The 24,341-nt window shown below is 68.7% G+C and carries 22 protein-coding genes; 7 read left to right on the top strand and 15 right to left on the bottom strand.

Annotated features, from left to right (window positions below):
* The first annotated feature begins 64 nt into the window (after positions 1-64).
* Positions 65-244: a helix-turn-helix transcriptional regulator gene (locus tag ACQP2T_RS40495; RefSeq protein ID WP_433510131.1), complete on the top strand. Its 180-nt coding sequence runs from the start codon at positions 65-67 to the stop codon at positions 242-244.
* 198 nt (positions 245-442) lie between these two features.
* On the opposite strand, the gene glnA is transcribed toward ACQP2T_RS40495, so the two are convergent.
* The gene (glnA, locus tag ACQP2T_RS40490) at positions 443-1,867 is read right to left on the bottom strand and encodes a type I glutamate--ammonia ligase (protein ID WP_433510130.1); all 1,425 of its coding nucleotides are present in this window, start codon (positions 1,865-1,867) and stop codon (positions 443-445) included.
* A 95-nt stretch (positions 1,868-1,962) separates the two neighbouring features.
* Entirely contained in the window at positions 1,963-3,009 is a 1,047-nt protein-coding gene (locus ACQP2T_RS40485) for a hypothetical protein (RefSeq protein WP_433510129.1), read from the bottom strand.
* A gap of 87 nt (positions 3,010-3,096) precedes the next feature.
* Here ACQP2T_RS40485 and ACQP2T_RS40480 point away from each other — a divergent pair, with 87 nt between their 5' ends.
* From ACQP2T_RS40480 to ACQP2T_RS40465, 4 genes are all read left to right on the top strand, one after another.
* Positions 3,097-3,558: an RDD family protein gene (locus tag ACQP2T_RS40480; RefSeq protein ID WP_433510128.1), complete on the top strand. Its 462-nt coding sequence runs from the start codon at positions 3,097-3,099 to the stop codon at positions 3,556-3,558.
* 63 nt (positions 3,559-3,621) lie between these two features.
* The gene (locus ACQP2T_RS40475; RefSeq protein ID WP_433510127.1) at positions 3,622-7,965 is read left to right on the top strand and encodes a GH92 family glycosyl hydrolase; all 4,344 of its coding nucleotides are present in this window, start codon (positions 3,622-3,624) and stop codon (positions 7,963-7,965) included.
* A 57-nt stretch (positions 7,966-8,022) separates the two neighbouring features.
* On the top strand, positions 8,023-8,643 hold the full coding sequence (locus ACQP2T_RS40470; protein WP_433510126.1) for a TetR/AcrR family transcriptional regulator: 621 nt from the start codon (positions 8,023-8,025) through the stop codon (positions 8,641-8,643).
* Between the two features lie 11 nt (positions 8,644-8,654).
* Positions 8,655-9,593 carry a hypothetical protein gene (locus ACQP2T_RS40465; protein WP_433510125.1) on the top strand — a complete coding sequence of 313 codons (939 nt, stop codon included), beginning with the start codon at positions 8,655-8,657 and terminating at the stop codon, positions 9,591-9,593.
* An 84-nt stretch (positions 9,594-9,677) separates the two neighbouring features.
* Here ACQP2T_RS40465 and ACQP2T_RS40460 read toward each other — a convergent pair whose 3' ends face one another.
* The 7 genes from ACQP2T_RS40460 to ACQP2T_RS40430 all read right to left on the bottom strand — a co-directional run bounded on the left by ACQP2T_RS40460 (position 9,678) and on the right by ACQP2T_RS40430 (position 15,967).
* The gene (locus tag ACQP2T_RS40460; protein WP_433519897.1) at positions 9,678-10,442 is read right to left on the bottom strand and encodes a class I SAM-dependent methyltransferase; all 765 of its coding nucleotides are present in this window, start codon (positions 10,440-10,442) and stop codon (positions 9,678-9,680) included.
* Positions 10,443-10,462: 20 nt separating this feature from the next.
* Positions 10,463-11,143, bottom strand: coding sequence for a DUF4191 domain-containing protein (locus ACQP2T_RS40455; protein WP_357944837.1), 681 nt, complete (start codon positions 11,141-11,143; stop codon positions 10,463-10,465).
* Between the two features lie 275 nt (positions 11,144-11,418).
* Positions 11,419-12,348 (bottom strand): lipoyl synthase, encoded by a 930-nt coding sequence (lipA, locus tag ACQP2T_RS40450; RefSeq protein WP_357944840.1) that lies wholly within the window; start codon positions 12,346-12,348, stop codon positions 11,419-11,421.
* Between the two features lie 88 nt (positions 12,349-12,436).
* On the bottom strand, positions 12,437-13,495 hold the full coding sequence (locus ACQP2T_RS40445; RefSeq protein ID WP_433510124.1) for a hypothetical protein: 1,059 nt from the start codon (positions 13,493-13,495) through the stop codon (positions 12,437-12,439).
* Between the two features lie 59 nt (positions 13,496-13,554).
* Positions 13,555-14,247, bottom strand: a complete 693-nt coding sequence (gene lipB, locus ACQP2T_RS40440) for a lipoyl(octanoyl) transferase LipB (protein WP_433510123.1) — start codon at positions 14,245-14,247, stop codon at positions 13,555-13,557.
* Positions 14,248-14,285: 38 nt separating this feature from the next.
* Positions 14,286-15,023 carry a peptidase E gene (locus ACQP2T_RS40435; RefSeq protein WP_357944848.1) on the bottom strand — a complete coding sequence of 246 codons (738 nt, stop codon included), beginning with the start codon at positions 15,021-15,023 and terminating at the stop codon, positions 14,286-14,288.
* 50 nt (positions 15,024-15,073) lie between these two features.
* Positions 15,074-15,967, bottom strand: a complete 894-nt coding sequence (locus tag ACQP2T_RS40430; RefSeq protein WP_433510122.1) for a TIGR01777 family oxidoreductase — start codon at positions 15,965-15,967, stop codon at positions 15,074-15,076.
* 546 nt (positions 15,968-16,513) lie between these two features.
* Between ACQP2T_RS40430 and ACQP2T_RS40425 the strand changes: the two genes are divergently transcribed.
* Together ACQP2T_RS40425 and ACQP2T_RS40420 are read left to right on the top strand one after the other, a co-directional pair.
* Positions 16,514-16,801, top strand: coding sequence for a type II toxin-antitoxin system Phd/YefM family antitoxin (locus ACQP2T_RS40425; RefSeq protein ID WP_433510121.1), 288 nt, complete (start codon positions 16,514-16,516; stop codon positions 16,799-16,801).
* 405 nt (positions 16,802-17,206) lie between these two features.
* Positions 17,207-18,085, top strand: a complete 879-nt coding sequence (locus ACQP2T_RS40420; RefSeq protein ID WP_433510120.1) for a metallophosphoesterase family protein — start codon at positions 17,207-17,209, stop codon at positions 18,083-18,085.
* A 102-nt stretch (positions 18,086-18,187) separates the two neighbouring features.
* On the opposite strand, the gene ACQP2T_RS40415 is transcribed toward ACQP2T_RS40420, so the two are convergent.
* The 6 genes from ACQP2T_RS40415 to ACQP2T_RS40390 are packed head-to-tail and all read right to left on the bottom strand — an operon-like array spanning position 18,188 to position 24,284.
* Entirely contained in the window at positions 18,188-18,781 is a 594-nt protein-coding gene (locus ACQP2T_RS40415) for an AAA family ATPase (protein ID WP_433510119.1), read from the bottom strand.
* Positions 18,782-18,839: 58 nt separating this feature from the next.
* Positions 18,840-19,829, bottom strand: coding sequence for an N-acetylglucosamine kinase (locus ACQP2T_RS40410; protein WP_433510118.1), 990 nt, complete (start codon positions 19,827-19,829; stop codon positions 18,840-18,842).
* Complete coding sequence (locus ACQP2T_RS40405; protein ID WP_433510117.1) at positions 19,826-21,085, bottom strand: 6-phospho-beta-glucosidase; 1,260 nt, start codon at positions 21,083-21,085, stop codon at positions 19,826-19,828. The genes ACQP2T_RS40410 and ACQP2T_RS40405 overlap by 4 nt, the downstream gene beginning before the upstream one ends.
* On the bottom strand, positions 21,082-21,981 hold the full coding sequence (locus tag ACQP2T_RS40400; RefSeq protein WP_433510116.1) for a carbohydrate ABC transporter permease: 900 nt from the start codon (positions 21,979-21,981) through the stop codon (positions 21,082-21,084). The genes ACQP2T_RS40405 and ACQP2T_RS40400 overlap by 4 nt, the downstream gene beginning before the upstream one ends.
* The gene (locus tag ACQP2T_RS40395) at positions 21,981-22,958 is read right to left on the bottom strand and encodes a carbohydrate ABC transporter permease (protein WP_433510115.1); all 978 of its coding nucleotides are present in this window, start codon (positions 22,956-22,958) and stop codon (positions 21,981-21,983) included. Before ACQP2T_RS40395 ends, ACQP2T_RS40400 begins: the two co-directional genes overlap by 1 nt.
* A gap of 6 nt (positions 22,959-22,964) precedes the next feature.
* On the bottom strand, positions 22,965-24,284 hold the full coding sequence (locus ACQP2T_RS40390; protein ID WP_433510114.1) for an ABC transporter substrate-binding protein: 1,320 nt from the start codon (positions 24,282-24,284) through the stop codon (positions 22,965-22,967).
* Between the last annotated feature and the right edge of the window lie 57 nt (positions 24,285-24,341).

Genomic DNA, 24,341 nt, shown 5'->3' with positions numbered 1-24,341 from the left:
TATGCGGCCAAATGGGCATGATGGCGTGTTGATGAGCAAGGACGGGAAGCGTGCGGAGGGCCCGATGGCAGAGGTGCACCTGACTCCGGATGATCTGGCAACGCGGTTCCGCGTGCCGAAGAAGACGATCTACAAGATGAACTCGGACGGGACAGGCCCGAAGTACCTGCGGGTCGGCAAGCACGTCCGGTACAGGGAAGCGGACGTCCGGGGGCGGGAGGACACGCTGTACGCGCGGCAGTGAACCGGCTGAGCGGAGTACCCTCGCTCCTACCTGCGAGAACGGCCCGGCATCAAGGTGGATTCGATGCCGGGCCGTTCTGTTCGGTCTCTGTTCGGTCAGAGGACGAGAAGGGACGGGAAACAACGAGCAGGGACGAGAACGTTTTCCCAGCTCAGCGCCCGTTCCATTCAAGATCGCCGAGACCGGAGAACCGCTCTGTCACACGTCGTAATAGAGCTCGAACTCGTGCGGGTGCGGGCGCAGCCGGATCGGGTCGACCTCGTTCTCGCGCTTGTACGCCACCCACGTCTCGATCAGGTCAGGCGTGAAGACGCCGCCCTCCAGCAGGTAGTCGTGGTCGGCCTCCAGCGCGGCGAGGACCTCGGGGAGCGAGCCGGGCACCTGCGGCACCTGGCGGGCCTCCTCCGGAGGCAGCTCGTAGAGGTCCTTGTCGACGGGCTCCGGCGGCTCGATCTTGTTGCGGATGCCGTCGAGGCCGGCCATCAGCATGGCCGAGAAGGCGAAGTACGGGTTGCACGACGGGTCCGGCACGCGGAACTCGATGCGCTTGGCCTTCGGGTTGGACCCCGTGATCGGGATGCGGACGCAGGCCGAGCGGTTGCGCTGCGAGTAGACCAGGTTGACCGGGGCCTCGTAGCCGGGCACCAGACGGTGGTAGGAGTTGACCGTCGGGTTGGTGAACGCCAGCAGCGACGGCGCGTGCCTGAGCAGGCCGCCGATGTAGTAGCGGGCCGTGTCGGACAGGCCCGCGTAGCCGACCTCGTCGTAGAAGAGCGGCGAGCCGTCCTTCCACAGCGACTGGTGGCAGTGCATGCCGGAGCCGTTGTCGCCGAAGATCGGCTTGGGCATGAACGTGACCGTGTGGCCGTATTCGAGGGCGGTGCTCTTGATGACGTACTTGTAGAGCATCAGGTTGTCGGCCGTCTTGAGCAGCGTGCCGAACCTGAAGTCGATCTCCGCCTGGCCGGCCGTGCCGACCTCGTGGTGCTGCATCTCGACGTCGATGCCGGCCTCGATGAGGTTGCGCACCATCTCCGAGCGCAGGTCCGTGAAGTGGTCCATCGGCGGGACCGGGAAGTATCCGCCCTTGTAACGGGGCTTGTAGCCGAGGTTGCCGCCTTCGGTGGCCTTGCCGGTGTTCCAGGCGCCCTCGATGGAGTCGATGTAGTAATAGCCGGCGTTCTGCCGCGTCTCGAAGCGGACGTCGTCGAAGATGTAGAACTCCGCCTCGGGCCCGAAGTAGACGGTGTCGGCGATGCCGGTGCCCTTGAGGTATTCCTCCGCCTTGCGGGCGACGTTGCGCGGGTCGCGGCTGTAGGCCTCGCCGGTCAGCGGGTCGTGCACGAAGAAGTTGATGTTGAGCGTCTTGTGCTGGCGGAACGGGTCGAGCACGGCGCTGGACGGGTCGGGCAGCAGCAGCATGTCCGACTCGTGGATGGCCTGGAAGCCGCGGATCGACGAGCCGTCGAACATGAGCCCATCGGTGAAGACACTGGCGCCGAAGTTCTCTACCGGGAAGGTGAAGTGGTGCGTCGTCCCCGGCAGGTCGGTGAACCTGACATCGACGAACTGCACCCCTTCGTCACTGATGAACTTCAGGACGTCGTCGGCGGAGTTGAACACTCTCGAACCTCCCTGGGGACATGACTATCAGGCCGAGGTTAGGTCCCGGCCGTTTCCGATCGGTGTCTCGATTGTTTCGCACATGTTAAGCGGGTTCATGTCGGGTCTGAAGCCCAGCACTTGTCCTCGCCGTCTTTTTTGCCGCGCTTTTCCTCGTCCAGATCGTAGGGGTCTGACGGTGGGCCGCTCGGGTTCACCGCGTCCGGGGCGGAGTCGTCGTAATAGGGGTGGATGAAGGAGTCGTCCACGTCGCAGCGCGCGGGAGTGCTGCTGGAGCCCCAGTCCCTCAGCCACAGAACGAGCTCTCCCGCCTCGCGGTAGACGAACACGCTGCCAGCGGGGTGGGTGACGAGGCGGATCGTCGTGGCGGGCTGGCCGGGGCGGTTGACGGCATAGACGACGAGGTAGTTCAGCTTCACCTCGGCGCCGCTGCGGCCGTACTTCTTGGCCTTCGTCACGGTTGTCTTGCCGTTGACCTTGATGACGTCGCTGGAGAGCTCGGCGGTCTTCGGGGCGAAGCTGATCACCCAGCTGCGGCTGTCGAAGTCGTCCTTGCCCTTCTTCGGGTCCAGGGACTTCTGGAACCAGACGCGCTGCTCGCGATCGAGCAGCTTCATGAACGCCTTCGGCTTGCCGCCCATGAGCGTCTTGCGGTCGAGGAAGGCCGCGGTCATGAGCTCGCGGGTACGTTCCAGCGCCTTCGCCACGTCCTTCTTCGACAGCCCGCCGAGCGCCTTGGCCTTGGGCAGGACGAAGCCGGCCGCCCCCTCCGCGTACTTCTCGGCAGGGGAGCCCGTGAACGGGTCCAGCGCGGTCGGCTTCGGGGCGGCGATCTCGGCGCCGGTCGCCTCCGGGGCCGCCATGACCGGTTGGGTCTCCTCCGGGACCGGTCCCGGGCTTCCCGCCTGCGGCGTCAGCAGGTCGGGGCGGGCGGCGACGATCACGGTCGCGCCGCCGATCACCGCGGCCACCAGACCGGCCGCGAGCAGGCCCCGCCCCGCTCGCCGTGGCCGGGTGGCCTTGTCCGAGCGCGGCGCCCTGGCTCCCCTGCTGGCCGCCGCGCGCATCCTGCGCCGCTCGTCCTCATCGATCTGCGCGACGAGCTCGTTGAAGCGCGCGTCTAAGTCATCCCCGTTCGGCATGGCGTACATGATGGGGGACAAAGGTGATCTTTGTGGCGCGGTTGGGTCACGAAACCGACCGAGCCCACCGCCGGATACCGTTGGGGTATGAGCGGGAACGAGCCTCGGTGGACGCAGACCTGGCTGGGCGGTGTGAGAGCGGCGGGAGTCGATCTCGGCTACCCGGGTGAGCGCCTGGGGCTGCCGGAGCAGGGGAGCGGCGCCGTCGCCGGGTGGGGGCGGCGCATCGCCGGGCTGGTCATCGACTGGATGATCTGCACCTGGGTCGTGGTCCAGCTCGTGCTGCGGATGAACCCGGCCGAGTCGCCGTGGGCGCCCGTGGTGGTGTTCGCGATCCAGTACATCGTGCTCGTCGGGTTCATGGGGCAGACGTTCGGGCACCGGCTCGCGGGGATCAGAGTGGCCGCGATGGACGGTGGCAACCCCCGGCTGGTGCCCGTGCTGGCGCGCACGGTGCTGCTCTGCCTGGCCGTGCCCGCGCTCATCTGGGATCGCGACCACAGGGGGCTGCACGACCGCGCCTCCAACACGGTCGTCGTGCGTATGTGAAACGTCCATTGACAACGTTGTCTTCGCGGAGTCTGCTGTTGACAACGTTGTCAGGAGGGCGACATGCGGAGAGCACGTCTTGCGGTCGTGGCGACCGCGGCTGTACTGGGATTCGCCGGGTTATCCGGGGTGGCGACGGCCGACCCGCCGCCGTCACCAGCGGCGACAGATCCGCCGACGTCACCAGCGGTGACCGATCCAGCTCCGTCACCGCTGCCGTCGGACGCGCCTTCGGCGGCGCCCACGCAGCCGGCGCCCATCGAGGAGGTGACGCCGCCTCCGGGCGCCAAGCGGGAGGCCGCCGTACGGACCGCCCCGCCAGGGGCGCTCTTCTACTCCTCCCTCGAGACCGGCGACCCGCAGCCGACCTGGCTCAACACGGTCGACGAGGGCAGGAAGGCCGAGGGGATCACCGGCGCCACCACCGGCGGCATCCCCGGCAACATCACCGACGAGGTCGTCGACATCGCGGCCAGCGGCGAGAACACCCCCTCGGGCGAGGTGAAGGAGAACCTGTTCGACGGGGACGTCAACACCAAGTGGCTGGCGTTCACCAGCACGGGCTGGGTGTCGGTGAAGCTGTCCAAGCCCATCGCGGTCACCCGCTACGCCATGGCCTCCGCCAACGACGCCGCCCAGCGCGACCCGCGCGACTGGGCGCTTGAGGGGTCGGCGGACGGGCAGAGCTGGACGGCCGTGGACACGCGGGCGGGAGAGGTGTTCGACGCCCGGCTGAAGACCCGCGAGTTCGACGTCGCGCACCCGGCCTCCTACCTCTACTACCGGCTCAATGTCACGCGGATCGGCTCGGGCACGATCGTCCAGCTCGCCGAGCTGCAGCTCTCGGACGGCGACACCGCCCCGAAGCCGCCCACCGACATGCGCAGCCTGATCGGCCCCGGCCCCGGCAGCGGCTACACCGCCAAGCCCCGCGCCGGCTACACGGGCCTCAAGGCGTTGCGCTACTCCGGCAGCACGACCACCAGCGGCGGCGGCCACTCGGCCAACAAGGTGTTCGAGACCGACATCGAGGTCACGGCCGACACCGAGCTGTCGTACCTGCTGTTCCCCGAGTTCACCGGTGCCGCGCTGAGCTACCCCAGCACGTACGCGAGCGTCGACCTGGCCTTCGCCGACGGCACCTACCTGAGCGACCTCAAAGCCGAGGACCAGCATGGAGTCAGGCTGACGCCGCGGGCGCAGGGCGAGTCCAAGACCCTCTACGCCGACCAGTGGAACTACCAGCGCTCCCGCATCGGCGAGGTGGCCAAGGGCAAGCGGATCAAGCGCATCCTGATCGCCTTCGACGCGCCGGCCGGGCCGCTGCCGTTCAAGGGCTGGGTGGACGACATCACGCTCGTCAACGCCAAGCCGCAGCAGGTCAAGAGCCTGGCCGACCACGTGATCACGACGCGCGGCACCCAGTCGACCGGCGGCTTCTCGCGGGGCAACAACTTCCCGGCCACGGCCGTGCCGCACGGGTTCAACTTCTGGACGCCGATGACCGGCTCCGGGTCGAACTCCTGGCTGTACGAGTATCACCGCAACGGCAACGCCGACAACGTCCCGACCATCCAGGCGTTCGCCGCCAGCCACGAGCCGAGCCCCTGGATGGGGGACCGGCAGTCCTTCCAGGTCATGCCGTCGCTGCTGGCCAAGCCGAACCCCGACCGGGTCGCCAGGGCCACACCGTTCCTGCACTCGGGCGAAACCGCCAGGCCGTACTACTACGGAGTCGACCTGCTCAACGGCATCCGTACGGAGATCGCGCCCGCCGACCACGCGGCCGTCTTCCGCTTCACCTTCCCCGGCGACGGCGGCAGCCTGATCTTCGACAACTACAACAACGACGGCGGGCTGACCATCGACCAGGGCGTCGTCACCGGCTTCACCGACACGCGCAGCGGCCTGTCGGCGGGCGCCACCCGGATGTACGTCTACGCGGTCTTCGACCAGCAGCCCACCGGCGGCGGCAAGCTGACCGGCGCCGGCCGCGACAACGTGACGGGCTATGTCGCCTTCTCCGCCAAGCAGGTCACGATGCGCATCGCCACCTCCTTCCTCGGCGTGGCGCAGGCCAAGCGCAACCTGGAGCTGGAGAACGGCACGTTCGAGGAGGTCAAGGCACGCGCCCAGCGCGCATGGGAGGACAAGCTGGGCACCGTCGAGGTCGAGGGCGCCACGCCCGACCAGCTCACGACGCTGTACTCGAACCTGTACCGGCTGTTCCTCTATCCGAACTCGGGCTTCGAGAACACCGGTACGGCCGCCGCGCCCGCCTACAAGTACGCCAGCCCGGTATCGGCCAGAAGCGGCCCTGACACCCCCACCCAGACCGGGGCCAAGATCGTGGACGGCAAGATCTACGTCAACAACGGTTTCTGGGACACCTACCGGACGACCTGGCCCGCCTACTCGCTGCTGGCCCCCGAGGCGGGCGAGCTGATCGACGGGTTCGTCCAGCAGTATCGCGACGCCGGCTGGATCGCCCGGTGGTCCTCGCCCGGCTACGCCGACCTCATGGTGGGCACCAGCTCGGACGTGGCCTTCGCCGACGCCTACAGCAAGGGCGTGCGCGGCTTCGACGCCAAGTCGGCGTACGCGGCGGCGGTGAAGAACGCCACCGTGGTGCCGACGAACCCGGCCGTCGGGCGCAAGGGCCTGCAGACCTCGATCTTCCGCGGGTACACCGCTCTGAACGAGGTGGGCGAGGGCCTGTCCTGGGCCATGGACGGGTATATCAACGACTTCGGCATCTCGACCATGGCCGCGTCCCTGGCCAAGGACGCCACCGGCGCGGAGAAGACCCGCTACCTGGAGGAGTCCGAATATTTCCGCAGCAGGGCCCTGAACTACGTCAACATGTTCGACCCGGAGGTGGGCTTCTTCCAGGGCCGCGACTCCACGGGCAAGTGGCGCCGTACCAAGGCCGACTACGACCCCCGCGTCTGGGGCTACGACTACACCGAGACCGACGGCTGGAACATGGCCTTCCACGCGCCCCAGGACGGCACCGGACTCGCCGCCCTGTACGGCGGGCGCGCGGGCCTGGCCAAGAAGCTCGACGCGTTCTTCGCCGACCAGGAGACGGCCACGTTCCCCGGTTCGTACAACGGCGTGATCCACGAGATGCGCGAGGCCAGGGACGTCCGCATGGGCCAGTACGGCCACAGCAACCAGCCCTCGCACCACATCATCTACATGTACGACCACGCGGGGCAGCCGTGGAAGGCGCAGGCCAAGGTCAGGGAGGCGCTGTCGCGGCTGTACCTGGGCAGCGAGATCGGCCAGGGCTATCCGGGCGACGAGGACAACGGCGAGATGTCCGCCTGGTACGTCTTCAGCGCCCTCGGCTTCTACCCGCTCCAGGCCGGCAGCCAGGACTACGCGATCGGCTCGCCGCTGTTCACCAAGGCCACCGTGCACCTGCCCAGCGGCAAGGACCTGGTGATCAATGCCCCGGCCAACAGTGCCGAGAACGTCTACATCCAGGGCCTCAAGGTGAACGGCAAGGCGTGGACGTCCACCGCGCTGCCGCACGACGTGCTGGCCGGTGGGGCCGTACTGGACTTCGCGATGGGGTCCAAGCCGTCCACGTGGGGCGAGCCGCCGGAGTCGATCACCCCCGACGGTGAGACGCCGCGGCCGATGCGCGACATCCCGGTCACCGGGGGCCCGGCGGCGCTGTCGGACGACACCTCGGCAACAACAGCCACCATTTCCGGAAATATCACCCTTCAAGCGGGAACGCGGGAGCAGGTGAGCTTCTACACCCTCACCTCGGCGGCCACCGGTCCCACGTCGTGGAAGCTCGAGGGCTCCTACGACGGTACGACCTGGACGGTCATCGACCAGCGGGACGGCCAGAGGTTCGACCAGGCGAGGCAGACCCGGCCGTTCAAGATCGCCCGCCCCGGGCGGTACGCCCAGTACCGCCTCACCGTCTCCGGCACGCTGGCCGAGCTGGAGCTGCTGGCAGTACCGGATCCGGCCTGCGCGCGAACCGTCACCGGCACCCACAGCGGCCCCCTCACGGTCGGCTCCGGCGTGACCTGCCTGGCGGCGGGCGCGAACGTGACCGGTCCCGTCGTCGTCCGGCAGGGCGCCTCGCTGATCGCGCGGGCCGCCACGGTCGGCGGACCGGTCACCGCGGTGGGCGCCGGGCGGTTGGTCCTGGTGGACACCTCCGTGGGCGGGCCGCTCACGGCGACCTCGGTGAAGGAGCTGTCGGTGGAGAAATCGGTGGTGGGCGGACCGGTGACGCTGGTCGGCGACAGCGGGCCGCTGATCGCCGCCAGCACGGTCAAGGGGCCGCTGACCTGCACGGGCAACTCCCCGGCACCGACCGCGAACGGTCTGTCCAACACGGTCTTGGGACCGTCGGCCGGCCAGTGCAAGGGTCTCTAGCGCGATAAAAACCTTACCGGGTTCGGTATTGAACCCGGTAAGGTTTATGCTGTCCCCATGATGATGGCCGGACTCAGGGAGAAGAAGAAGGAGCAGACCCGGCGGCGCATCGCCGAGGTGGCGCTGCGGATGTTCGCCGAGCGGGGCTACGAGGCCGTGACGGTCAACGAGATCGCCGAGGCGGCCGGGGTCGCGAAGGTCACGCTGTTCACCTACTTCCCGACCAAGGAGAGCCTCGTCCTCGACGTGGTCAAGGAGGACATGGCGAAGATCGTCAACGAGCGGCGGCCGGGACAGGCGCCGATCGAGGCCCTGCGTGAGCACTACCGGGCGTTCGCCGCCGAGGGCACCGAGGGGGTCGACGTCGAGGGCCTGCTCACCCGGGCCTGGGTGATCTCGACCAGCCCGGCGCTGATGGAGGGGCTGCACCAGACGCAGGTGGGGCAGCGGTACGAGCTGGCCGCCGCTCTGGCCAGTGCGCGGGGGGTGCCGGACGGGTCGTGCGAGCTGCGGGACCAGCTCATGGCCGCGCAGATCGCCGCTGTGCTCATGACGGTGCAGGAGGGGTTCTTCCAGCGGCTCGTCGAGGGGACGCCCATTGCTGAGGCGGGCGGCCGGCTGGCGGACGACGTCGAGCTCGCCTTCGATCTCCTTGAGCACGGCTTCACCGGAGAATAAGGGGATATTTCGTGAAAAAAGGCATCAACTATGACACCGGGTTTCTGCCGGGCGAGAGCCTGTCCCGGAAGGCGTTCGACGCCGAGACGGTCGGGCGCGAGATGCGGGTGATCGCCGACGAACTGCACTGCGCGGCCGTACGCGTGTCCGGCCGCGACCCGGAACGGCTGAGCGTGGCGGCCGAGCAGGCCGCCGCGGCCGGGCTGGAGGTCTGGTTCGCGCCGTTCCCCGTCGACCTCACGCCGGAACAGGTGATCCCTCTCTACGCCGACTGCGCCGAACGAGCCGAGGCCGTCCGGCGCGGCGGCGCCGAGGTGGTGCTGGTCACCGGCTGTGAGACCAGCGCGTTCTGCGACGGGTTCATGCCCGGTGCCGACTACATGGAGCGCCTGCGGGCGATGATGTCGGCCGACATGGAGTGGTGGCAGTCGCTGGGCACGATCATGGGGCGCTTCAACGGCTTCCTCGGGGAGGTCGCCGAGACGGTGCGGCCGCTGTTCGGGGGCCGGATCACGTACGCCTCGGGGCCGTGGGAGTTCGTCGACTGGACGCCGTTCGACCTGGTCGGTGTGGACGCCTATCGGGCCGCGTACAACGCCGGCGGCTTCGCGGAGGAGGTGCGCGACCACTTCAAGCACGGCAAGCCCGTCGTGGTGACCGAGTTCGGCACCTGTGCCTACAAGGGGGCGGGGGAGCTCGGGGGGATGGCCTGGCAGGTGCCCGACGGCTCGGTGCGCGACGAGGGCGAGCAGGTCCGCTACCTGAACGAGCTGCTCGACGTCTTCGAGCAGGAGGGGGTCGACACGGCCCTGTGGTTCACCTTCGCCACCTACAACCGGCTCGGCGACGACGACCTGGGCGCGTACGGCGTGGTCCGGATGCTGGATGAGACCCGCTGGGAGCCCAAGGCGGCCTTCCACGCGATGGCCGCCCGGTACGGGCGCGCCTGAACCCCGCGCGGCCGGTCGGTCGTGGCGGGGCGCGCGTGCCCAGTCGGTCGCGCGAGGCCGAGCTGCCGGTCGAGGTGCGGCGGGTCAGTGGTGTGCGCAGGTGAAGATGGCGGTGCCCGGTATGTGCTTGCCGCGCAGCGGGCTCCAGCCGCCCCACACCCGGTCGTGGCCCGTCGGCCACTCGGGTTCCAGCAGGCCCGTCACAGTCAGTCCTGAGGCGACGATCAGGCCGATCCAGTCGCCCATCGTCCGATGGTGCTCGACGTAGGTGGTCGTGCCGTACTCGTCCGTCTCGGCATAGGGCGAACGGTCGAAGTAGGACCGGTCGGACGTCAGCCCGCGCGGCCCCGGATCGTCGGGGAACGCCCATCGGATCGGATGGCTGACCGAGAACACGAACCGCCCGCCCGGCCGCAGCACTCTGCCCACCTCACGGAACACCGCCAGCGGATCGGCCACGAACGGAAGCGCCCCGAACGCCGAGCACGCCAGATCGAACGACCCGCCGGCGAACGGGAGGACCTCGGCGTCGGCCTGCACCACAGGGACGTGCCGGCCGGTGTCGAGGTCGATCCGCTGCGAGTGGCGCAACTGCCGGTGCGACAGATCGAACGCGGCGACCTCGGCCCCCTGACCGACCAGCCACCGCGCGCACTGAGCGGCGCCACAGCCCATCTCCAGCACCCGCCGGCCGCGTACGTCGCCCAGCAGATGCGCCTCGGCCTCGTCGACGCCCTCCGGGCACCAGACGAAGCCGGTGTCGCGCAGGAACTCGCCGTGTTCGACCTGGTAGTCGTCGGCGTTGCCGTCCCACCAGCCGCGGTTGGCCCGCGAGGAGTCCGACAGCATCGGCGTGTTCGCTGGAGGCACTAGCGCATCTTGGGGCCGCGCGGAACCCGGGCGCCCTTGGGCATCGGGCCCTTGGGCATCGGCATGTTCTTGGGGAGCGAGCGCAGGCGGTCCTTGACCTCGTTGACCGAGGGCTTCTTGAGGTTGCGCGGCAGCTTCATGATGTGGCGCTGGAGCTTGCCCAGCGGCACCTGCCCCTCGCCGTCACCGCACTGGATGTCGTAGATCTCGACGCCCAGCACCACTCGCGCGACCCGCTTCTTCTCGGCCGCGAGCATCTTGGCCACCCGGTTGCCGGGCCCCTCGGACACCAGCACGACCCCCGGGAACCCGATCACGAGGTGGATCAGGTCCTGGTCACGGTTGACCGCGATGGCCGGGGTGACCTGCCAGTTGCCCCGCATGCCCTGCAGCACCGCGGCGGCGGCGCCGGTCTGGCCGTGCAGGATCGAATATTGGGCGCGCTGCGCCAGCTGCCCGAACACCACGAGGCCGACGGTGAGCGCGGCGAGCACGCCGAGGAACACCGAATACCACAGATAGTCCGTGACCAGCCCGATCACGACGATCACAGCCAGCGTGCCGACCGCCGAAAGGAAGACGATCGGCAACCCCTTGGGGTTGGCCTGCTTGATGATCTGCGCGATCATGCGGAACTGCTTGATGCGTCCCGGCTTCTCTGGGTCCTCGGACTTTGCCATGCTCCGAAGAATACAAACCAACCGAGCGGGATACGAAAACGCCTCTGGTCGTTCGGAGGTTTTTCTTTTACGGCAGAGCACGGTGGGCCCCACCCGCCGTACGGGGCCGGGCCCTGTCCAGGGGCACGCTCCTCTGGTGATGCGGGGCCGGGCGCCGTGACGTGACGGTGAGACCCCGGCCTACGTGCGTTACCAAACCGGTATTGCACATCCATTCAGCGGAGCCGACGTCACATGGCCAGGCCGCCTCCATGGCGGAGGCGGCCCAGGGGACTTCAGGCGCTCTGGCGAGCCTCGATGGCCTGCTTGTAGAGCTTGCCCGCGCGGTAGGAGGAGCGGACGAGCGGGCCCGACAGGACGCCCGCGAAGCCGATCGCCTCGGCCTCCGCCTGGAGCTCGACGAACTCCTCCGGCTTGACCCAGCGCTCGACCGGGTGGTGGCGGGGCGTCGGGCGCAGGTATTGGGTGATCGTCAGCAGGTCGGTGCCGGCGGCGTGCAGGTCGCGCATCGCCTCTACGACCTCCTCGCGCGTCTCGCCCATGCCCAGGATCAGGTTGGACTTGGTCACCAGCCCGGCCTCACGGGCCGTCGTGATCACGCCCAGCGAGCGCTCATAGCGGAACGCGGGCCGGATGCGCTTGAAGATCCGCGGCACGGTCTCGACATTGTGCGCGAACACCTCGGGCTTGGCCGAGAACACCTCTTCCAGCTGCTCACGGTTGCCGTTGAAGTCGGGCACCAGCAGCTCGACCCCGCAGCCGGGCAGCAGCGCGTGGATCTGCCGCGCGGTCTCGGCGTAGAGCCAGGCGCCGCCGTCGGGCAGATCGTCGCGGGCCACGCCGGTCACCGTGGCGTAACGCAGGCCCATCTGCTCGACCGACTCAGCCACGCGGCGCGGCTCGTCCCGGTCGTACTCCTTGGGCTTGCCGGTGTCGATCTGGCAGAAGTCGCAGCGGCGCGTGCACTGGTCGCCGCCGATGAGGAACGTCGCCTCGCGGTCTTCCCAGCACTCGTAGATATTGGGGCAGCCCGCCTCTTCACAGACCGTGTGCAGGCCCTCCCGGCGCACGAGCGATTTCAGCTCGGTGTATTCGGGGCCCGTCTTCAGCTTGGTCTTGATCCACGGGGGCTTGCGCTCGATCGGGGTTTCGGCGTTGCGCACCTCCAGGCGGAGGAGCTTTCGGCCTTCAGGAGCAACGGTCACCGACCCAGCTTACGTCTCGTCCCAACCTCCCCCACTCCCAGGGCCGCCATTCGCCGGGTCATCGGATGATTCAGCCGGCTTGGCCGACTCAGATGACCAGGCCGAAGCTGCGGATGGCGCGGGTGTAGTGGCGGAGCAGTTCGTCGTCGATCCGGTCCGACTCGGCCGAGCCGAGCAGCTCCGAGCTGGACCGCGCGGAGCCGGACGGCGCCGAGCCGGGCACGGCGGTGCGGACGCCGTCGGGGATGCCGTTGGGGGCGCTGCTGGGGGCGCTGTTGGTGGCACTGTTGGGGGCGAGCAGCGCGGTCCGCCTGATCGACGCCACGCTCTCGCCGCGCAGGGCCGCCGCCTGCATGGGGGCGACGTACCTGCCGCTGGCCAGCAGTCCGTCGATCTCGGCCAGTTCCCCGGCTGCGAGGACGCGCAGGGCCCTCGCCTGCCGCCGTTCGTGTCTGCGGGCGTCGTCGGAGCGGGCCAGCCGTTTCAGGCAGTACTCGGCGAGCAGCACCGGGCCGCCGAGCACTCGCCCGACGATCCGGCCAAGGAAGCTGACCGCCTCGTAGCCGGTGCTGTTGGAGTTCAGTACGCCGAGCGAGGTGGCCATCTGCGTGTGGGCCGCCTCGCGCGCCCGCAGCGGTGCCGCTCCGATGAGCGCCTCCCGCCATGCGCCCAGCGTCGACAGCGCGCCGTCCACGATGAGCTCGGCGCCGGTCGGCAGCTCCGCGTACGCCCTGGCCAGCAGCGCGACCCGCTGCCGCGGCGACAGGGCCAGCCACGAGGGCAGCCCGATGACCAGCACGGGCACCCGCAGCGGGCCGGTGCGCGCGTAGGTGGTGCCCAGGACCAGATCCCTGACCGCCACCTTCTGGGGACGCTTGACGCCGATCCGGTCGGCCACCCGCTCCGCCATGCCGTACACCTGCGGGGCCGAGGAGGGGTCGAGGACCTCGGCGTCGGCGGGCAGGCTGCCGAGGCGCGGCCGCAGCATCCACCCGATGGCGATCAGCAGGGCACCGAGCGCCCACGCCGCGGCGAACTGGGCGTTGACCACGATCGTCCACCCGCCCAGCACGACGAAGGCCAGCGTCAGGGTGTGTACGACGAGAGCGAGAACCAGGGCGGCGAGCCACGTCACAGACCGCTTCACAGGCCGATCGTAAACAGGCGAATGCCAGATTTCACCACGATTGTGCGACCGGCCGTGCGTCAGCGGCGCATGAGGTCTTCCTCATGCAGGTCGTACGGCTCCAGGCCCAGCGCTTCGGCCAGCCGCTTCTCGGCGATCGGCATGACCTCCTCGACCACGATCCGCCGCCCCGTCTCGGCGGACAGTGAGGAGACGCCCACGTCCGGGATGCCGCACGGGACGATCCGGCTGAACCACCGCGGATCATTGGCGCAGTTGAGCGCGAAGCCGTGCATCGTGACGCCACGTGAGACGCGGATGGCCACGGCGCCGAGCTGGCGGTCGGGCAGGCCGAGGATGGGGTCGCCCGCGGCCCAGACCCCGGCCCAGCCCGGTATCCGCCTGGCCGTGACGCCGAAGTCCGCACAGATCTGGATCATCGCGTCTTCGAGCCGGCAGATGTAGCGCGTCACGTCGTCGATCTCGACGATCGGGTAGGCGACGAGCTGGCCGGGACCGTGCCAAGTGATGCGGCCCCCGCGGTCGACGTCGATCACGGGGGTGCCGTCGGAAGGGCGTTCGTGCGGGGCGGTGCGCTTGCCCGCCGTGTAGACGGGCGCGTGCTCCAGGAGCAGGACCGTGTCGGTCAGCTCCCGGGCCACCCGTTTGCCGTGCACCCAGCGTTGCAGCTGCCAAGCCTGCTCGTAGGGGACGTCGACACCGAGACGGACGATGGCCAATGCGTGGGGGTCGACCCCGTGCTTGGGGCGCATGGGTCCATTGTGCCGTTCCCTCACCCATCCAGGGTAATTCAGGAGGTGAGCAGCCGAGGCTCGATCCGGAACTCCTTTGCCCCCTCGGCCCCGTCATGTTCGACTTTGTAGGCGTATCCGGCTGGATCGGTGGTTACGGCCTGAATGAAATCGGTGCCCACGTAGTGCAGCGCCACCCCCTCGTCGGCGGCGTAGCCCTCGGGCAGCTCGCCGCTGGCCACCGACTGGTGCAGCAACTGCCGGCGCTGCGGCTCGGAGTTGTAGTGGACCCCGCACGAGTAGGGCAGGAAGGCCAGGCCGTCGGCCCACACGTTGAGCTCGGGGCCGAAGGAGTCGGTGTTGCCGCCGACGTGCCAGCACAGGGCGCCCGCGCTCTGCCCGGACAGCACCACGCCCGACCGCCACGCCTCCTCGAACGCCTCGTCGTAGCCGTGCAGCCGCCACAGGGCCGCCAGGTTGGCCACACTGCCACCGCTGACATAGATCATGTCCTGCTCGAGCATCCAGGCCCGGGGATCCTTGACGTTGGGCATCGGGAACACCGTCAAATGGCTCAGCTCGACGTCCCATCCGGCGAAGGCGCCGTACATCTTCAGCAGCCAGTCGGCGTCGTCGCCCATAGCGGTGGCGACCAGCCCGAGCTTCGGCCGGTCCTGGCCCGTCAGGTCGAGGCCGTAGCGCAGCAGCGGGCTCGCCTCCAGAAAACCGTGACGCGCCGTCGGGCGGAACGACCCACCGCCGATGGCAAGAATGTGCGACTGGCCGGACCTGGTCATGTTGGTATCTCCCGCGTGGTAAAGGATGAACAGCACCCTAGATTATGGCGCTAGATTATGTCGCTCAAGGCCTCGTCGAGGTGGCTATGGGTGAATCCGTAGCCGCTGCCGGACAGTTTCCCGGGCAGAATCCGGTGACTGGGCAACAGCCCTTCCCGCGCGAACTCTCCCAGGCCGACGCTCAGTGCGAAGGCCGGGACGGGCATCGGTACGGTGCCCTTACGCAGGGCTTTCCCGAGCGTGGTGGTGAACTCCGCATTGCTCACAGGATTGGGCGAAGTCAGATTAACCGCCCCCACCAATTCCCGATTTTTCAGGATATGTAGTACTGCCTGAACCCAGTCGTCCTCGGATATCCAGGACCAGTACTGCTTCCCACTCCCGAGCGGCGCGCCGAGCCCCATCTTGAAGATGGGCAGCATCCGTCCGAGCGCCCCACCCCGCCCACTCAATACGAGCCCGGTACGCAATTGCGCGGTCCGGACACCGACCTCCTCGGCGGCCCTGGCCGCACCTTCCCAGAGCTCGCACAGATCAGCCAGGAACCCGGTGCCCTTCCCCTGGGACTCATCGATGACCCGATCCCCGGTATCACCGTAGAAGTCCACCCCGGAGGCCGACACGAGCACCTCAGGCGGCCGGGACAGCTGCCGCAACGCGTCGACGAGCACCCGAGTCCCGTCGACCCGGCTCCGCACCAGCTCCCGCTTGTACGACTCGCTCCAGCGCCGGTCGGCGATGGGCGCTCCGGCCAGATGTACGACTCCTTCGGCCCCTTCGAGCACCGAAAGATCGATCACATCGTCCCGAGGCTCCCAGTAGGCCTCCTCATCGCTCTCGGGAGGCCGCCGCACCATCCTGACAACCCGCCGCCCCTGCCCCCGAAGCGCATCCACCAAGGGCCCCCCGAGCAGCCCGGACGCCCCCGTAACGATGATCGTCATACCTCCACACTACGCCGGGGCCCTCCCGCCCCCCACCCGTCACCCGTCACCCGTCTGGAGTGTCGGCCGTCTGATGCCCACCCCGATCGAAGGTGCTCGCTTCGCTCGCGCGTCCTGCCAGGCGGGCCGGCGCCCGCCCCCGCGTCGGTCCTCGCTTCGCTCGGGCGTCTTCCCGGGGCGCGGCTCCGCCGCGCGCTTCGCCCACGGCTTCGATTGTTGTCCAGAGGGGGGAGGTGATGTCTTGGCCGAGCCCAAGGCAAAGGGGCGACCCCCACGGGACTGGGTCCGCTACGCGGTGGGGTCCGCTACGCGGTGGGGTCCGCTACGCGGTGGGGTCCGCTACGCGGTGGGGTCCGCTACGCGGTGGGGTCCGCTACGCGGTGGGGTCCGCCGCGCCTGGCGGAGAGAGAAGCTGATCGACACAGCGGCGGTCCCCGGCGCCGCCGCTTGGTGAAGGGTCGTGAGTGCACCAACCGAGCGGTGCAGCGCATCGGTAACCAGCCGAAATCTCGGCCGATATCCAGGCTGGGGCGCCATCATGGATCCATGGAGGTCATTCCGATCAGCGAAGCCAAGGACCGGCTGATTGAGCTTGCCGACCGGGCCGCCTTCGAGCACGATCACTTCACGCTCACCCGGAACGGGCGGCCGCATGTCGTCATCGTGTCCGTGGCCGAGTGGGAGTCCCTGCAGGAGACACTCGAGATCCTCGCTGACGCGGAATTCCGCGCCGACCTGGTCGAGGCCGCTGCCGCCGAGGCGCGCGGCGACGTCACCACCGAGGAGGAGATGACCGCCGTCATGGCGGCCCGCCTTGGCAAGGCGAGAGCGTGAGCGACCGCTACACCATCCTCCTGGGTCTACCGGCCCGCCGCGCGCTCGCCTCGGGCCTTCCCGAGACCGTAGCGGCCGGGGCCTGAGAGTTGATCATTGGCTTTGCGGCTCAGCAGCCATGACGTGTCGGCAAGCTTCTCCAAGAGCCGCACGAGGAGCTGCGTGTCGCTCGCAGTTTCATGAACAGAGCGCTCCCGTGCCTCGGGGTTCATGGATGCGGCGGCGAAATTGTTGACCTTCTTCCGGCCAGGGTGTCAAGCTCGACTTGGCTCGGTCGTCGAGATGGCGGTGGAGCGCTGGGATGTGAGTCACCGGTCCAAGGCCGGTGGTTGACACCGCATCGTTGCGCCGCTCGACCGGTGCTGGGCCATGTCCGGATGGCTCTTCGTGAAAGGTCGGCAGGCGATGAAGATCGCTTTCTTGGGTGATGTCCATGGTTGTGTGCTGCACGCGCTGGGTGCGGTCGTGGCGCTGCGGAGGCGACGGGAGATCAGGCTCGACGCCGTGATCCAGGTCGGCGATCTGGGCGCCTACCCGTCGTTCGATCGGTGGGACGAGGCCAGCCGTCGGTTCGGCCGGGATCATCCCGCTCAGGGGGACTTCTTCCGGCTGCTCGATCCGTCGCCGGCCTTCGCCGAGGGGGTGCGCTCGGCTCTCGGGCGGGTTCCCGGTGTGCTGTTCGTCAGCGGCAACCACGAGGATCATGACTGGCTGGCCTCCTTGCACGACGCGGCGGGCGCCGAGGTCGTGCCGGTGGATCCCCTCGGCGCCTACCTCCATGTCGCCTGCGGGAACGTGGTCGAGGTCGCCGGGCAGCGCGTGGCGTTCCTGGGGTTGATCGAGGTTCCGGGGAAGATGGACCTGGACGAGAGCGCGTACGCGCGGCTGATGGCGGCCAGACCGGGTGATGTGGACGTCCTGGTAACTCATGACGGCCCGTACGGGATCTCACGCGACCGGCGCGGGAACGTACAGGGCTCGGCGAAGCTGACCGCACTCATCGAGCACCTGCGGCCGCGCCTGCACGTCAGCGGCCACTACCACCACCCCAACGGCCCCCGCCGCTACGGCCGCACGACCTCCTACGCGCTCGCCCAGTTGGTGCGGCCCAAGACCACCAGGTGGGAGCCGGAGCCCGTCAACCCCGAACAACGGGTGACCGCTGGGAGCATCGGCCTGCTCGACACCGAAACCGGTGGTTTCGAGTACGTACTAGATGATTGGCTGGCCGATATCAGAGGGGACGCGTTGGACCTCGCCGAACTCATCGCGGCCCACTCCTGAAGCACGGCGCGATCAGGAGATAGAGGACCACGTGCGCAGCCGCCGCTCACCGCACCCGCACTTCTCGATTCGGCGGCTCGTCATCCACGCGCCGTCAGCGTCTCACGAAGCCGTGCCGGTCGTCGTCCCGGAGCGCGCCCATGAGAGGACCCGCGACGCCAGACCGGCGACGTCCCCGCCCCCTTCCTCGCTCCCAGAGGTTCCGGAGGTCCCGGAGGTCCCGGAGTGGAACACCAGCGGGATCAGTGCCCGGCCCTGCGCGGCGTCCCCGATCGCGTCCTCAATGGCCTCCTCGATCCATTCGAGCCTCGAGTCGCGCGCCCGCAGCCGATCCACCCGTACCTCATCGGGACAGTCCAGCAAAGCCCAATGGACCGGCCCGCCCCATCGCCCCACCGGTGCGAGCTCATGGGGATCGGGGATCGGGCACAGTAACAGCACCGGAGTCCCCGCCCGCCGCACCATGGTCACGATGCGCGTCCACAACCGGTCGTACGCGGGCCACACGGGGGCGGCCTCCGGTTCCGCGATGGGCACCCCGAGCAGCGCGCCGTCCTCGAGCAACTCGTCCATGTCCATCACGACCAACCCGTCCGACGCCCGCAGCAGGTACGGCAGCAAGGTCGTCTTTCCCGCGCCGGGAGCGCCCGCGAGCAGGTACAGAGGAGCGAGCCCACCGGCCGGTTGATCTTCCACCGGCTTGATCATAGAGGTCGGCGGGGCACCTGAAGGCTGCCCTGGATGCCAGGCCGCTCTACCCGCAGGCGGCGCCCGCACCGTAGGAGTCGCGTAGGCGGTGCTCCGCGTCGGCGCTCGCGCCGAGTTTGTCCAGGCCCAGCAACGCGGCGCCCACGGCCGGTGGCACATCCACCACACGGGCCGTCGCCTTCGGCGCCACCCGGTGACAACCGGCGTGGATGCGGTCGAGCAGGTACTCATCGCCACCCGCCAGGACGCCGCCCCCAAGCACGATGTCCACCGGAATGTGGAGCAGATCCAACCGGCGCAGCGCCGCCGAGGCGAGCAGGACCACCTCCTCGGCCAGCCGGTCGACCACCTTTCTGGCGACGGTGTCGCCGTCCCCCGCCGTCGCCAGCAGCAGCGGATTGAGCTCCTGGAGCCGGGCGCGGCCGACCTCCCCGAAGTGGAGCCGCTCTACGAGGTCGGCCACAGAGGACACGGCGAAGTGCTCGGTCACCACCCGTCGCAACGCGGTGTCAGGGCCGCGACCGTCCTCGGCCCGTACCGCCCGCCACAACGTCTCGTCGCCCAGGAACGAACCGCCGCCCCAGTCGCCGGACAACCGGCCGATCGCGGGGAACCGCAAGGTCCTGCCGTCCGGCGCCACGCCGACGCAGTTGATGCCTGCCCCGCAGACCACGGCGACACCGTGCCCAGGGGTGCCGGCGCGCAGCAGCGCGAAGATGTCGTTGTCGACGGTGATCTCCTCCGACCAGCCCAGCTCGGCCAACTCCCGCGTCAGCGCCTGCTGTTCCCGGCCGAAGTCGACTCCGGCGAGGTAGGCCGCGGTGTGCCGGGCGTACGGGGCGCGAGCCGCTGGATCGAACTGCCGTGCCGCCTGCCGGACCAGCGCGTCGAGAGCGGCGGCACTGGCGGTGACCCCTACTTTCTGCGCGGACGCTCCGGGACCGCGCACCCGCGACAGCACCGTACCGTCGGCCGCGACGAGGAGTACGTCCGTCTTCGAGTTGCCGCCGTCGATCGCCAGCACTCCGTCGATCACGCCGCCGCCCAGGGCAGGAAGTCACGGTTGACGGCGACCAGCCGGTCGGCGAGGGTCGCGGCCTGGTCGATCTGGCCGATGAGCGGGTGCGCCATCAGCGCGTCGAACACCCGGTCACGGCCGCCGTGCAGCGCCGCCTCCAGGGCGAGACTCTCGTACGCGCTGACGTGGGCGACCAGGCCCCTGATGGCCGGCGGCAGCGGGGCCACCGGCAGTGGCGCCGGGCCGGTGCCGGTGATCCGGGCGGGGACCTCGACCACGGCGTCGGTGGGCAAGAACGGCAAGGTGGAGCCGTTGCGGGCGTTCACCACCTGCACATCTCCCTTGTCGCCCAGCAGGGACGCCACTAGCCGCACCGCCGCCTCCGAGTAGTAGGCGCCACCCCGTTGCTCCAGCAACGCCGGCTTGGCGACCAGGCTCGGATCGCGGTACATCTCAAGGAGGCGGTGCTCGATCTCGCTCACGGTCTCGGCTCGTGACGGGCCTCGCCGGTCGGCCACGATCGCGTCGTGACGGTAGTAGTACTTCAGGTAGTAGGACGGTACGGCGCCGAGCCGGCGCATCACGGCGGCAGGGAGCCCGACGTGGTCGGCGAGCTGGTCGCCATGATCGGACAGCAGCCGGGGAAGTACATCCACCCCGTCGACGCGCACGGCACGCACCCAGGTCAGATGATTGAGCCCGGCGTGTTCCAGCTCGATCGTCTCCGGAGCGACACCCAGTCGCCCGGCCGCCCAGCGCTGGAAGGTGATGGCGACGTTGCAGAGTCCCACCGCACGGTGACCGGTGTTGAGCAGCGCGCGAGTGACGATTCCGACCGGGTTGGTGAAGTCGACGATCCAGGTCTTCTCACCGGAGATCCGCCGCACCCGTTCGGCGATGTCGAGGACCACCGGCACAGTGCGCAGCGCCTTGGCCAGGCCCCCCGCACCCGTGGTCTCCTGACCGACGCACCCGCATTCCAGCGGCACGCTCTCGTCCGTCACGCGGGCGGCCTGGCCGCCGACGCGTAGTTGGAGCAGTACGGCGGCGGCCCCGTCGGCACCGGCCTCGAGATCGGCGGTGAGGCGTACCTTGGCCGGATGACCCGCATGATCGAGGAGGCGGCGGGCGAACCCGCCCACGACCTCGAGCCGCTCGGTGTCAGGGTCGACCAGCGCGATCTCCTCGATATCGAGAGCGGCGTACTGATCGGCGATCCCGCTGACCAGCTCCGGGGTGTAGGTGGAGCCGCCTCCGACGATGGTGAGTTTCAACCCTTGACTCCTGTGAAAGTGATGCCTCGGACGAAGGACTTCTGAGCGAGTACGAAGAGGAGGATGACCGGCAGCATGACCACTACCGTGGCGGCCATCGTGAGGTTCCACTGCACCTGGTGTGTGCCCCGGAACGACGCCAGGGCCAGCGACAGGGTCCACTCGTCCGGGTTCTCCCCGGCGTACAGCAGCGGCCCGAAATAGTCGTTCCAGGTGTACATGAAGCAGAACAGGGAGATCGCCGCGATGCCGGGCCGGGTCATCGGGAGCAGGACACGCAGCAGCGTCCGCAGGTCGCCACAGCCATCGACGCGGGCGGCGTCGAGGTAGGACTGCGGGACCGTGAGGAAGAACTGCCGCAGCAGGAAGATGCTGAACGCGTCGATCAGGAAGTACGGCAGGATCAGCGGCCACAAGGTGCCTGTGAGGTGGACACGGGCCCACAGGATGTAGAGCGGGACCGACAGGACCTGCGGCGGGATCATCATGGCGGCGATGATCACCAGGAACACCGCCTGGCGGCCCCGCCAGCGCATCCGGGCCAGGGCATAGGCGGCCGGCACGCTGGACAGCAGCATCCCGGCTACGGCGAGCAGCGAGTACATCATGCTGTTGCCCAGATACCTCAGCAGCGGCGCGGTGTGGAACACCTCGGCGAAGTTCCCCGGATGCCAGGACCGTGGCCACAGATCGGCCGTCAACGCCTGCCGGTCCGACATGAACGCGGTGAGCGCGACGAAGACCAGTGGCAGGACGAACATCAGCCCGAGGGCCAGCGCGATGCTGTGCACCGCGATCCAGCGCATGATGCCGCGCCGGTTCGACCGGCGGTGCGCCGGGCCGCGCCGGGACGTCGAGCCGGAGGCGACCTCGGTAGTGGTGGTGAGAGTGGCCATCACGCCACCTCCTCAGCATGGGAAGCACGGCGCAGACGGTGCACGAAGAACACGGTGAACACCGTCGAGACCACGAAAAGGGCGATGGACATGGCTGACGCGTAGCCCATGTTGTAGTAGTGGAACCCCTGCTGGTAGAGCCAGACGGGGAAGGTCAGCGTCGAGTTGTCCGGGTAACCGATGGCCCGCCTGCTGCCGGCGATGTCGGCCGACCCGGAGGCCACCGAGGCCGCGACCACCGCCTGGGTGAAGTACTGCAGCCCGAGGATGATGGAGTTGATCACTCCGAAGACGAGCACCGGCGCGATCGCCGGAAGCGTGACGTGCCAGAACCGCCGTACCGAGCCCGCGCCGTCCAGGGACGCCGCTTCGTAGAGCTCACCGGGCACGTCGAGCATCCCCGCCATGATGATGATGATCAGCTCGCCCGAGGCCCACAGAGTGAGCAGGGTCAGCGCGGGTTTGGCCCACGCGGGGTCGCTGAACCACAGCGGCCCGGAGACGCCGAACCAGCTCAGCACCGTGTTCACCGGCCCGGTGCCGGGATTGAACAAGAAGGTGAAGGCCAGGGTGGCCGCCACCGGCGGAGCCAGCGCGGGCAGGTAGATCAGCGTCCGGAACAACCCCGCGCCGTTCCTGACCCGGACCAGCACGGCCGCGACTCCGGTGGCGAAGACCAGGCGGAGCACGGTGATGATGACGACCAGCCACACGGTGTTGTAGGCCGCTGTCCGGGCCAGCGGATCGCCCCAGAGGAGGAAGACGTAGTTGCGCAGTCCGACCCACACCGGAGTGTTGAGCAGGTCGTAGCGGGTGAAGGAGTAGTAGACCAGCGCGACGAGCGGGTAGCCGACGAACAGCGCCAATCCGGCCAGCGCCGGGGCCATGAAAGCCAGCGGCCGTATCCAGTGTCCCGGCCGCGGCCGGATCCACCTGGTGAATCCGGCCACATGCGTGGTGCGTGGTGTAGCGGTCATCAGCGCTCAGCTGCCGAGTTGCGCGTCGGCGTCGATCTGCGCGCCCGTCTTGGCCAGTCCCGCCTTCAGGTCGGGGACGCCCCCGCCCTGAAAGGCGATGGAGAAGTCCTCGGCGGTCTTGAGGTAGGCGCCGCCGTTCGCGCTGGCCGGGTTCGTGGCCAGGTTCGGGTTGGCGAAGATGTCGAGGAAGGTCTTGAAGTGGGCATCCTTCTGCAGCGTCGGATCCTGCAGCGCGGGGACCGTGGACGGGACGTTCTTGAGGCCATGGGCCAGTTCCTGCAGAGCGCCGGAATCCGTCGACAGATACTTGACCAGTTCCCAGCCGGCACCGGCGTTCTCGGCGCCCTTGGGAATCCCGATGATCGTGCCGGTGGTGTAGCCACCCCCATAGAGCTGAGGCTTGTTGTCCGCGACCGGGAACGGAGCCGTGGCGTAGTCCAGCTTGGGTGCCTCGGCCTCGATGAAGGCGGTGCGGAACTCGCCGTCCATCGCCATGGCGATCTGCCCCTTTTCGAAGGCATGATCCGGTGAGTACTCCTGGCCGAGACCGGCCGTGAACTTCGCCAGCTTGTCGCGCCCGTAGAAGTCGGTGAACTTCTTCCCCCACTCAAGCATCGCCTGCCATTGGGGATCGGTGCCGAGAGCGGACTTTCCGTCCTGGCCCGCCCACTGGGCGCCCCAGTTGGCCGCCCACATCTGCACGTGGTTGGCGTAGAAGCCGATCGTGGGCACGAAGCCGGCGACCTTGATGGACCCGTCGGGGTTTCGCACCGTCAGCTTCTTGGCGTATTCGAACAGCTCCGACATCGTCTTCGGGGGCGCGCTGATGCCGGCCTTGGCGAACATCGCCTTGTTGTAGTAGAGGCCGTACACGTCGGCGAGCAGCGGCATCGCGCAGCGCGTGCCCTTGAATTCGGTGTACGCGCGGGTGGCGGCGGGAAGCTGGTTCAGGTCCACCTTGTCGCGGGCGATGTAGGCCTTGAGGTCCTGCCAGGCACCGCTGGAACAGAACTGGCCGATGTTGTCGGTGGAGAAGGAGATGGCGACGTCTGGAGGGTTTCCTCCTCTGATCGCCTGGGCGACCTTGTCGTCGTCCTGGCTGCCCTGGTTCTTGACAGTGATGTTCGGGTGCTTGGCCTGGAAACCGTCCAGCACCTTCTGGAGCACTCCCAGCTCGCGACCGCTGAACTTGCTCCACACGCTGAGGGAAACTTTCTCGTCGGCGCTCGGCGCGGCGGCCGTACCCGATGAGCCCGTCTCCGCACCACACGCACTCGCGAGGAGCGCGAATGCCGCACACGCCGCCGCGACACCGATTCGTCGCATCGAAACCCTCCAAGGGGGGTGAACTGCTGACCCGCCGCCATGGTCAGGTCAAGGGGT

This window comes from Nonomuraea sp. CA-143628 (genome assembly GCF_050942315.1).
Lineage (GTDB): Bacteria > Actinomycetota > Actinomycetes > Streptosporangiales > Streptosporangiaceae > Nonomuraea.
Note: the sequence above shows the minus strand (reverse complement) of the source record. Positions and strands in the feature narration are given on the sequence as shown.

What these genes read in the sequence shown, in the direction of transcription:
- ACQP2T_RS40485 (WP_433510129.1), bottom strand. Translation starts at nt 3,009, where the DNA reads ATGCCGAACGGGGATGACTTAGACGCGCGCTTCAACGAGCTCGTCGCG.
- ACQP2T_RS40425 (WP_433510121.1), top strand. Translation starts at nt 16,514, where the DNA reads ATGGAGGTCATTCCGATCAGCGAAGCCAAGGACCGGCTGATTGAGCTT.
- ACQP2T_RS40390 (WP_433510114.1), bottom strand. Translation starts at nt 24,284, where the DNA reads ATGCGACGAATCGGTGTCGCGGCGGCGTGTGCGGCATTCGCGCTCCTC.
- ACQP2T_RS40480 (WP_433510128.1), top strand. Translation starts at nt 3,097, where the DNA reads ATGAGCGGGAACGAGCCTCGGTGGACGCAGACCTGGCTGGGCGGTGTG.
- ACQP2T_RS40430 (WP_433510122.1), bottom strand. Translation starts at nt 15,967, where the DNA reads ATGACGATCATCGTTACGGGGGCGTCCGGGCTGCTCGGGGGGCCCTTG.
- ACQP2T_RS40420 (WP_433510120.1), top strand. Translation starts at nt 17,207, where the DNA reads ATGAAGATCGCTTTCTTGGGTGATGTCCATGGTTGTGTGCTGCACGCG.
- ACQP2T_RS40455 (WP_357944837.1), bottom strand. Translation starts at nt 11,143, where the DNA reads ATGGCAAAGTCCGAGGACCCAGAGAAGCCGGGACGCATCAAGCAGTTC.
- ACQP2T_RS40395 (WP_433510115.1), bottom strand. Translation starts at nt 22,958, where the DNA reads ATGACCGCTACACCACGCACCACGCATGTGGCCGGATTCACCAGGTGG.
- ACQP2T_RS40460 (WP_433519897.1), bottom strand. Translation starts at nt 10,442, where the DNA reads ATGCTGTCGGACTCCTCGCGGGCCAACCGCGGCTGGTGGGACGGCAAC.
- ACQP2T_RS40470 (WP_433510126.1), top strand. Translation starts at nt 8,023, where the DNA reads ATGATGATGGCCGGACTCAGGGAGAAGAAGAAGGAGCAGACCCGGCGG.
- ACQP2T_RS40435 (WP_357944848.1), bottom strand. Translation starts at nt 15,023, where the DNA reads ATGACCAGGTCCGGCCAGTCGCACATTCTTGCCATCGGCGGTGGGTCG.
- lipB (WP_433510123.1), bottom strand. Translation starts at nt 14,247, where the DNA reads ATGCGCCCCAAGCACGGGGTCGACCCCCACGCATTGGCCATCGTCCGT.
- ACQP2T_RS40495 (WP_433510131.1), top strand. Translation starts at nt 65, where the DNA reads ATGGCAGAGGTGCACCTGACTCCGGATGATCTGGCAACGCGGTTCCGC.
- ACQP2T_RS40400 (WP_433510116.1), bottom strand. Translation starts at nt 21,981, where the DNA reads ATGGCCACTCTCACCACCACTACCGAGGTCGCCTCCGGCTCGACGTCC.
- ACQP2T_RS40475 (WP_433510127.1), top strand. Translation starts at nt 3,622, where the DNA reads ATGCGGAGAGCACGTCTTGCGGTCGTGGCGACCGCGGCTGTACTGGGA.